Below are 8,867 nucleotides of genomic sequence, written 5' to 3' on the forward strand. Positions count from 1 at the left end.
GTCTGGCAGCGGTTAACTCTCTGTGGCTGTCCTCCTGGAGCCAGCAGCAAATCATACAAATTCGCTCTGAAGTCGAATCAGACAACAGTATTGATTTACTTCAAAAAGGACAATTTCAGGCGTCTCCTGATGGTTCTGCCGTCGTTTTTGTTGATGATATTGAGAACAAAGAACTTAAAAATGTTTTTATTGCCCAGCTTCTTCCAAGAGATTCCATCCGCCCGAGCGTGATGTTCGCCAACACGGGTAAAATGCAGGAATTGTCTGATGGTCGACAGGTTTTGACTTTATACGACGGTAAACGCTATGAAGGTATCCCTACTCGACTCGACTACATGGTCACCGATTACAAAGAATATGAGGCGCTCATCGGACAAAGAGAAGTTCAGCAAAAGTCTCTCAGTTTGATGGCGACATCAACTCTCGATCTTCTTCGTTCTGATGACAAACGTGAACAGGCTGAATTGCAGTGGCGTATCTCTTTGATTGTCTGTATTCCATTACTGACCATGATTGTTATTCCACTCTCGGCGGTCAATCCTCGTCAGGGTCGCTTTGCTAAAATGGCACCCGCCGTACTTATTTACCTGACCTACTTCCTATTGCTGAGCTCTGGAAAATCAGCCATCGAAGAAGGGAGTTTGCCTGCACACATTGGATTGTGGTCCATCAATGGCGTGACATTATTAATCGGTATATTGCTCAACAGTCTGGACAGCGTTTTCGTTCGACAAATCAAAGAAAACTTCAGAAGAAAGGTGGCGTAACACGTGTTTAAGATTTTAGATTTATACATTGGCCGCACCATCATTTCGACGACTGCTTTAACGCTCACAACCTTGGTTGGGCTCTCCGCCATTATTAAGTATGTAGAGCAGTTGAGAGCGGTGGGTGAAGGATCTTATGACGCTTTGCTTGCTTTCTATTACGTTATGCTGGCACTTCCGCGTGATGTTGAACTCTTTTTTCCCATGGCGGTATTGCTTGGTGCGCTGATTGGCTTGGGCATGCTGGCCGCCAGCTCTGAACTTGTAGTAATGCAAGCCGCAGGCTACTCCAAGCTGGATATCGGATTTTCAGTATTAAAAACAGCCATTCCGATCATGGTAATCGTCATGATGCTTGGGGAATGGGGCGCGCCGACCACTCAGAAAATGGCTCGAGAACTTCGCACCTTTGCGGTTTCAGGCGGCAACATTGTATCTGTTCGAAGTGGAGTCTGGGCAAAAGATGGCGGTAACTTCATCTATGTAGGTCGCGTCAACGGTGAACAGCTTCAGGGCGTTAACGTTTGGTTTTTCGATGAAAACAAAAATCTTTCGTACACCATGTTTGCAGAGCAAGCGAACTATCTTTCCGATCGCACCTGGGAAGCCAGAGATGTGGTCAAAACCAATTTCAATAACAACGTTGAAGTTTCTAAAGAGAACATTGGTGTTCTGAGCTGGACGACCACACTCACTCCAGACAAGCTCGCTGTAGTTACCGTTCAACCCGAAGAGCTGCCACTTACAGAGCTTTGGAGTTACGTAACTTACCTGAAAGATTCTGAGCAGGATGCCAGTCGGTACGATCTCGCTTTCTGGCGTAAAGCGACGCAGCCTATTTCCGTTGGTGTCATGATGTTTGTGGCGATGTCATTTGTATTTGGTCCGCTTCGTAGCGTGACCATGGGTGCAAGGATACTTTCAGGTGTTATCGCAGGATTCGGATTCTACATATTTGCAGAAACCTTCAGTAATGTAAGCCTACTCTATAAGCTCCCTGCACCTGTCGGAGCTTTAGTGCCTAGTGTGGTATTTATGACCATCGCAGTATTGCTGATGAGGCGGAAAGTATAGGAGGCAATGCCTCCTTTTTTAATTCGCTTTAGGTAACACTACCACTTGGGTTTTTGCCCATATATCATGAAATCCACGTTTCTTGGGATCGAATGGCACCGTTAAGTTCGCTAACCCAAATCCCGAGGTGGCAACTCGAATCAAAGCTTGCGTAAAGGAAATGGTCGAACCATCTTCATTTTGAACTCGCAGTTTCCACGCTCGCATACCTAATGTTTGCCCAGCCCTTGTCCAGAAAAATACGATAAATCCAATCCATACAAGCGCTAAGTAGCCTGTGTAAAACGCACTCCAAACCGGATGATTCGTCAGTAAATCACTTGCATCAACGTAACTCCCATAACTCATCATTCCAGCCGCGTTCAATGCAAAAATAACCGCAATCACGAGACCGCCCGCCATCATTTCTATGGCCAGAATAATCAACGCGTCATACATTAGTGCACCTAATCTTCGGAACAAACCTGCGGGTTTTGTTTGAATAGACATATTTCTCACATGGGTAATGGATTGGAAAGCGACAGAATATAAACTTGTTTACCAATATGTAAGTGACAGAGCGCACAGCTCAGGGACTTATGCCGAAATAATAGCCAAACGAATGGTTTTTAAAGATTTAACACTTGCGCCACTCTAAGTCATACGTATAATGCCAATCATCAAAGGGCAACAGCCCAAAGATGCCGGTGTGGTGAAATTGGTATACACGACGGATTCAAAATCCGTTGCCTTCGGGCGTGGCGGTTCAAGTCCGCCCACCGGTACCATATTTTGTAATGAAGCCTTAGCTTTTAGCTAAGGCTTTGTTGTATCCGGAGTTTATGTAACTTTTCGGTTGTTTCTCCAAATCCTATTCTTTACCCTATTGGCATTTACTTAAACATCTCAATCAAAGCGTAATGTAATCTCCGGTCTATATCCGCAATGTAGCTCAAATAAAGAACGATTGACCACTCCTTCTAATGAGAGACAATCGGAAGCCTGTTTTTAGGCTTCTGATTTTTTATGTCTATTCAAAACTGTTTTGCCGAAGCTGCAAGAAGAATGAATACATTTGCCCATGGTTTGACTGACGAAGAGTTACTAGCCAAAAGTACTTTAACCCAAGCAAAACAACATATAGGAAAATCAACCCTAAGTGGCTATTTAAACAATGCGGGCAGGCATGAGACCTTGAACGATACCATGATGATGCATGGTAAGGTCTACAAATTTTTGCAGTCGACGGCGCTCTTTTTCAAACAGGAGATACACTTGAACTCCGAGAGCACTTTTGCTCTGGCAATACTTCTAGCAGCAGGCAGACACCACAGCCAGTATTAAGGGTTGTGACTATGATGAACGTTCGGTCACATGCATTAGTTGATGCATCTATGAGCCCCTATCGTTGTGGTGAAATTCCTCTTGCCATGCCCTTTATTGATTCTTTACCAAACAACTCTGTGACTTTACTGGATAAAGGTTTTTTATGGTGCAGATATGTTACTTCCTCTTCATAAGAGCGGGAACAACAGGCATTGGTTATTAGCTGCCAAGAAAGACGTAAAGTACACATTACAGGATGAGGATGAAAGCAATGACATGCTCGTTGAGATGAAGATATCTCCTCAGGCTCGTAAGAAAAGTCCAACCTTACCTGAAACGTGGCAAGCTATAGCCGTGACCTACGAAGTGCAAGGGAAGCCTAAAACAGTATTTACCTAGCTCCCAAGAGAGGAATATGACAGTCCGTCGTGGAGCTCTACCATGAAAGGTGGGAAATTGAATTAGTTTATCGTGATATTAAAAGTTCGATGCAGCACAATGCGTTGATGTTAAGAAGCAAAACTGTTGAACTGGTGTATTAGGAGTTATGGAGCTCTTGCTTGGTTACAACTTGGGGAGGCGAGAAGCGAGTCAAGCCGCGGTAGAGCTTAGTCACGCACCTAATGACATCAGCCTTAATTACTCTTGCCAGCATATAGCAAGCCAATTAAAAGTAATGAGTAAAGCAGTCTCGTTAGGTAATACACCAAAGCGATTAAAGAGTATTCGGAGGGTTTATCCATCCTCTTTTTTATAGACAGGCGCACTAAGCTGAATCGGTCCAGAGTGATTAAATTATCAAAGGTCCGATATCCTGTTAATCGCAACACAGCTCCGCTTAAGTGAACGACATTAAAGTCTAGCTGGGGTGTTTTATACAACAAAGCCACCTTCTTGAGAAGCTGATTCATTTACTTCGCATCGAAGTAAGCCTAACTTACTCAGACAATGTGGCTTGATTATGATTGTTTATTTTTAGGTCAGGCGTCTGTTGCGCATTACCAGAAAACTGTTAAGATGCCATCACTTTCTAAGCATAAGGAAATGCTCAGTTAGCGTTATAACAGGAAGTTCAGGTAACCCGAATTCACGCAGTGAGCCTTCTAACCTTATCGTTTACATAAGTGTGTGAAGTTACTGTTATCATTAATAAAATTGAGCATTCTAATGCTATTTAATTCATATATATTTATTTTCTTATTTCTTCCTCTGGTTATTTTGGGATTTTATTTTCTAACATTTAAAGGGAAAGAAGGATCTGCGCGTTTATTTCTAGTTAGTTCGTCACTGTTTTTTTATGGTTGGTGGAACTATATGTATTTAGCAGTGATAATAGCTTCATTAGTCTTTAATTTTCTAGTTGGCGTTAAACTAAGGAATAATAAGTCAAGATTATTGCTGACATTTTCCATATGTGTAAACTTAATAGCTTTAGTGTATTACAAATATTTCAATTTTTTCATTGATAGTATTAACTATTCGTTCAACTTGAGCTTTAATGTATCACAAATAATTTTACCATTAGCTATATCGTTTTTCACTTTTCAGCAAATATCATATTTGGTAGACGTTTTTAAAGGAAGTGTTAGAAATTATTCACTTTTAGATTACTCACTTTTTGTTACGTTTTTTCCACAACTCATTGCAGGTCCTATCGTACATCACAATGAAATCATGCCTCAATTTAAAACTAAAGCTAGCTTGACGTTGGTGAAAGAAAATTTGGCAATTGGAATTACAATATTTATATTCGGTTTATTTAAGAAAGTTGTTTTGGCAGATAGTATTGCTACATATGCCACTCCTATATTTCTAATGGCAGAAGATTCACAAAATCTTAATTTTTATACAGCTTGGTTTGGAGCCTTATCATATTCATTTCAATTGTATTTTGACTTTTCTGGATATTCAGATATGGCTATTGGTCTAGCTAGGATGTTTGGTATTATTTTGCCATTAAATTTTATGTCTCCTTATAAGTCTTTAAGTATTATAGAGTTTTGGAGAAGATGGCATATTACTCTATCTAGATTTTTAAGAGACTATGTATATATATATCTAGGTGGAAACAGGCATGGAGAGATGAGAAGAAGGGTAAACCTCTTCATCACAATGCTACTAGGTGGACTTTGGCATGGTGCAGGATGGACATTTGTTCTTTGGGGTGGATATCACGGATTATTGCTCACAATCAATCATTTGTGGAGGAAAACAAATATCAATTTGAGTTATAAACTTATGAGACCTATATATTTCATTCTAACCTTTTTGTGTGTAGTGATCGGCTGGGTTATATTTAGATCAAATGACTTGCACGTTGCTTTTAATATGTATTTTGCTATGTTTGACTTTGTCAACATTAATATTCCAGATGGTAGCTCCAGTGTAAAATATTTCGTTAAAAGCGTATTGCATGTCCCTGATCTCACGGAAGCAATACTAACTATGACTGTAATGATTATTGTTGCTTTCTTTTTGCCAAATACAATAGAATTTATTAATGACCGAGAGGAACAGAATTCTGATGTAAAAAAACTCTTTACTTGGAAGTATGGCACTATTCAAGCATGTATTTTAGCTATTATGACCATTACATGTATAGTCATGATGAGCGCACCGAGTGAGTTTTTATATTTTCAATTTTAGGTTATGTATGAGTAAATACTTAAAGATATATTTTGGAATATTACTGTTAGCATTTTTCTTTATATTCCCAATCGTTATTTATTTAGAAAGAGTTGGTGAGTTGGAAGATTTAGATGTGGTTGTTGAAATGCAAAAATCTTCTTCTGGAAATATAATATATGGCACCGCATTAAGTAATGTAAGTGTGTCTTATAAAACGCATCTACTTGAACGCTCTAATACAGATATAATAGCATTGGGCTCTTCTAGAGTTATGCAATTCCAAGAGCAAATGTTTAACTCATCTTTTGTTAATTTGGGAGGAATTATGAACTCCGTCAATGAAGGTGATTATGCTATAGAAAAAATTATTAAAAAGAATCCTAAACTTGTTATATTAGGTCTTGATGTTTGGTGGTTTAACGAAAACTTTCAACCTGTCATTGAAAAACAAGTACAAATAACAGAACAAATAAATATATCTGCCTTCAAAATTTTTTCCATTATAAAAATGCTTTCTAATAAAAAAATCCACTTCAATGATTTCACTTCGGTATTATTCTATGGTACTAAGAGTAATAATATTGGATTGAATGGCATTAGCGACACAGGTTTTAATCGTGATGGTTCTTATAGTTATCAGAAACTTGTATCTGGAGGTTTAACCCCAAAGGATATATTATTCCAAGACACTATTGATAGGATGAACAATGGCAATCGTCGATTTGAGTATGGTGAGAAAGCAAGTGACTATTATATCCAAAAAATCATAGGTATAGTTAATGCTTTAAAAAGAAAAAATATTGACGTATTTGTTTTTTTTCCTCCTTTTGCAAATGAAGTGAATTTAAAATTTAACGAACTGGATAATCAATATCATTACATAGATGACTTAAAAAACAAATTAATCCAATATAACTTTGAATTTGTAGATTATTCAAGTAGCCTACCTTCTTCTGACTGCGAATTCATTGATGGCTTTCATGGTGGGGATGTAACCTATGCTAGGTTACTTTTGGAAAGTGAGAGTTATATAGGTAACTATATTAATAAAGCACGGCTAAAAGAACTGGTTGATATTTACACTGGCTATGCGGCAACTTACTCACAAGGAAAAGAATTGGATTTCAATAAGTTAGGCTGTTACAAATGATACCTAAGTCTGAATTCAGATAGTAAACGCTACGCGCTCGTGAGTAACATGTGAAAGGAAGCTAGCCGCTGATGGAGGCACGCTTCTTATTGCCAATAATCAAAACGTTAAAACCATGATCCACCAGTAGTTACTCTAATTTTTTCAAACTAAGTCTAGTCGAACAACCGGAAGGGAATTTTCATCTTTCCCTTTGCTTTCTATGGATAGAAGCTGCTAGAGAAAATGTATGTAGATCAAAGTATTGTAAAAGCAGCTACTTCTTAACTTTCAGAGGGGCTAAGAAAATATTAGCAATGTTGACCTTTATAAGTCCGTTGCCTTCGGGCGTGGCGGTTCAAGTCCGCCCACCGGTACCATATTTAGAAAGGTCCCTTTTATAGAGACCTTTTGTCGTTTTAGACTTCCTAAAACTCCTAAGTGACGTAAACCACATACAAAAACTTCCCCTTACCTTCTTACTACAAAGAAAAACCGAATCTTATCAATTACCGAATTAGATCTGGCAACTCGCAATTTTTTGAATCCATTGATAGTTTTGCCTACAAAACAATCACTCATATGCATAATACCCTCACCAAATCACGCTGAGTTGTTCAGGGAAAATATGTCTAAGAAAACCGATAAGTTTGAAAGAGATGTCGCAAGTAGTGTCACGGTTGGGGAATCACTGCCAAATGAGATTCCGAAGTGGATGCAGGACATTGGCATAAAACCCGGAGCGAAAGTCACCTCGGTTGATGCTCAAGGAGCACAAGGCGGAAAGACCGACATTCTCATTAAATTAAGCGAAGGTAGCCCAATTAAAATCTCAGCCAAAATGAGCAGTGCAGATTACTTTGGTAACTGGTATTCCCACAGTCGGATTTTAAGAGACTTTGGTGTCAGAGCGTTTGAGAACCTCACCAAAGACTGTACTAAATGGGCGAATGAATGGGTAAAAAGCCCGACAGCTTCTTTCTTTGTTGGGGTGAGTATTTGTTTTGGTAAACGATCTGGTAAAACGGCGCGAGAGTTTACTGAAGTATTTGACTACAAAGACATCGTCAAGATTGTTGCTGGCACGGGACAAGGTAATTCTGTCGCCAATTGTCTGCTGGTTAGTAACAAGGTTCCAAACAATCTTATTGATCTGATTACAAAGCTTAAACCCATCAATAATGAAGTGATACAAACGCTGAGCCGGAACTTTAAAGTTGTTTACCGACCAATCAACCCGAAAACTGAAGGCAGTAATCGCAGTAAATGCACTTACACTCAGTTTCGTCCCAAAAAGCGTCTGAATAAAATGACACAGGTCGACACTCTTGATGAGCTCGTTAAGCTTGGTAGATTTGAAGTCATCCAGCCTAACGGACTCAATCACAACCGCCTGATCGAGAACTTAAAAGCGTTTAACATCAATATTCCGAAAAAACGCTAAGCTGCCTTAAACGATTCAATAGCGCCTGCTTCGGCAAGCGCTTCTTTTATGCTTTCAGCCAATGCTGCTGCAAAGTTCACCGCAACCGCATTACCTATCATCTTGTATCCTGCCCCAAGATCGTTGTAGATAAACTCAAATGAATCCGGGAAACCTTGGATACGAGCACACTCTCGCACACTTAATCTTCGGTAGTCGTAACCTTCGACAAACACAAACTTATCGGTCTCAAGCTTATGCATTTTTGGGGCGCCTGGATGCAAAGGAGCATGACGGCCGCCTGCCTGAATCGTAAAAGAAGGTTCGTCCCAAGAGCGTACCCGGTTTCGACTCATGTACATACTGGAAAAACCGCCAGTCATGTATTCATGATTAGGAATGGAAGCGTCAGGGTTGGGTTTGGATTTCGAAATAGCGGGCACTTCCAGACCATCCAAGTCTTTCAGACAGTCTTTCAGCGCAGGCTTGTATTCTTGAGGCTGTGGAAAGTGATATTCCACATTCAAATCTGAGCGAAAAC

The 8,867-nt window shown here is 39.7% G+C and carries 7 protein-coding genes, 1 tRNA gene and 1 pseudogene; 7 read left to right on the forward strand and 2 right to left on the reverse strand.

What is annotated here, in order from left to right:
* Together lptF and lptG are read left to right on the forward strand one after the other, a co-directional pair.
* Nucleotides 1-767, forward strand: a 767-nt coding sequence (lptF, locus tag RH89_RS08980; protein WP_038145379.1) for an LPS export ABC transporter permease LptF, incomplete at its 5' end; no start/stop codon positions are given.
* A 3-nt stretch (nt 768-770) separates the two neighbouring features.
* Entirely contained in the window at nt 771-1,841 is a 1,071-nt protein-coding gene (gene lptG / locus RH89_RS08985) for an LPS export ABC transporter permease LptG (RefSeq protein ID WP_004401264.1), read from the forward strand.
* Nucleotides 1,842-1,859: 18 nt separating this feature from the next.
* On the opposite strand, the gene RH89_RS08990 is transcribed toward lptG, so the two are convergent.
* A complete protein-coding gene (locus tag RH89_RS08990; RefSeq protein WP_004401265.1) occupies nt 1,860-2,330 on the reverse strand; it encodes an RDD family protein in 471 nt (156 codons plus the stop codon).
* 193 nt (nt 2,331-2,523) lie between these two features.
* Here RH89_RS08990 and RH89_RS08995 point away from each other — a divergent pair.
* The 5 genes and pseudogenes from RH89_RS08995 (at nt 2,524) to RH89_RS09015 (ending at nt 8,347) form a co-directional block, all read left to right on the forward strand.
* Nucleotides 2,524-2,608: transfer RNA gene (locus tag RH89_RS08995), tRNA-Leu, on the forward strand.
* A gap of 259 nt (nt 2,609-2,867) precedes the next feature.
* Nucleotides 2,868-3,992: pseudogene (locus RH89_RS09000) on the forward strand (IS4 family transposase); the annotation flags it as partial.
* Between the two features lie 321 nt (nt 3,993-4,313).
* Nucleotides 4,314-5,792: an MBOAT family O-acyltransferase gene (locus tag RH89_RS09005; protein ID WP_004401268.1), complete on the forward strand. Its 1,479-nt coding sequence runs from the start codon at nt 4,314-4,316 to the stop codon at nt 5,790-5,792.
* A gap of 7 nt (nt 5,793-5,799) precedes the next feature.
* Complete coding sequence (locus RH89_RS09010) at nt 5,800-6,924, forward strand: hypothetical protein (protein WP_004401269.1); 1,125 nt, start codon at nt 5,800-5,802, stop codon at nt 6,922-6,924.
* A gap of 607 nt (nt 6,925-7,531) precedes the next feature.
* The gene (locus tag RH89_RS09015) at nt 7,532-8,347 is read left to right on the forward strand and encodes a hypothetical protein (protein ID WP_004401270.1); all 816 of its coding nucleotides are present in this window, start codon (nt 7,532-7,534) and stop codon (nt 8,345-8,347) included.
* Here RH89_RS09015 and RH89_RS09020 read toward each other — a convergent pair.
* A partial coding sequence (locus RH89_RS09020; protein WP_004401271.1) for a DNA cytosine methyltransferase occupies nt 8,344-8,867 on the reverse strand: 524 nt, incomplete at its 5' end. The genes RH89_RS09015 and RH89_RS09020 overlap by 4 nt on opposite strands.

This window comes from Vibrio nigripulchritudo ATCC 27043, from assembly GCF_000222685.1.
GTDB classification, from domain to species: Bacteria; Pseudomonadota; Gammaproteobacteria; order Enterobacterales; family Vibrionaceae; genus Vibrio; species Vibrio nigripulchritudo.

Excerpts from the sequence above, each read along its gene's own strand:
- RH89_RS09015 (WP_004401270.1), top strand. The coding sequence starts at position 7,532 with ATGTCTAAGAAAACCGATAAGTTTGAAAGAGATGTCGCAAGTAGTGTC.
- RH89_RS09010 (WP_004401269.1), top strand. The coding sequence starts at position 5,800 with ATGAGTAAATACTTAAAGATATATTTTGGAATATTACTGTTAGCATTT.
- RH89_RS09005 (WP_004401268.1), top strand. The coding sequence starts at position 4,314 with ATGCTATTTAATTCATATATATTTATTTTCTTATTTCTTCCTCTGGTT.
- RH89_RS08990 (WP_004401265.1), bottom strand. The coding sequence starts at position 2,330 with ATGTCTATTCAAACAAAACCCGCAGGTTTGTTCCGAAGATTAGGTGCA.